At 42.0% G+C, this 243-nt stretch carries 1 protein-coding gene; it reads left to right on the top strand.

Annotation, left to right across the window (positions count from 1 at the left end; translation table 11 throughout):
- A partial coding sequence (locus AWV70_RS22270; RefSeq protein WP_153010099.1) for an MFS transporter occupies positions 1-243 on the top strand: 243 nt, incomplete at both ends.

Raw genomic sequence — 243 nt, 5'->3', positions numbered from 1 at the left:
CTTTTTTTCCCATACTTATTCTGGCTCGATTTATTCAAGGAGCTGGTGCAGCTGCATTTCCAGCACTCGTGATGGTTGTAGTTGCGAGCTATATTCCAAAGGAAAATAGGGGTAAAGCGTTTGGTCTTATTGGCTCCATAGTAGCTATGGGAGAAGGTATCGGTCCAGCTATTGGTGGAATGATAGCTCATTTTATCCATTGGTCTTATCTTCTGCTCATTCCAATGATGACAATTATCACTG

It is taken from the genome of Sporosarcina koreensis, assembly GCF_001531445.1.
In the GTDB taxonomy this organism is placed as follows: Bacteria; Bacillota; Bacilli; order Bacillales_A; family Planococcaceae; genus Sporosarcina; species Sporosarcina koreensis_C.
This window is presented reverse-complemented; position numbering and strand designations above follow the sequence as displayed.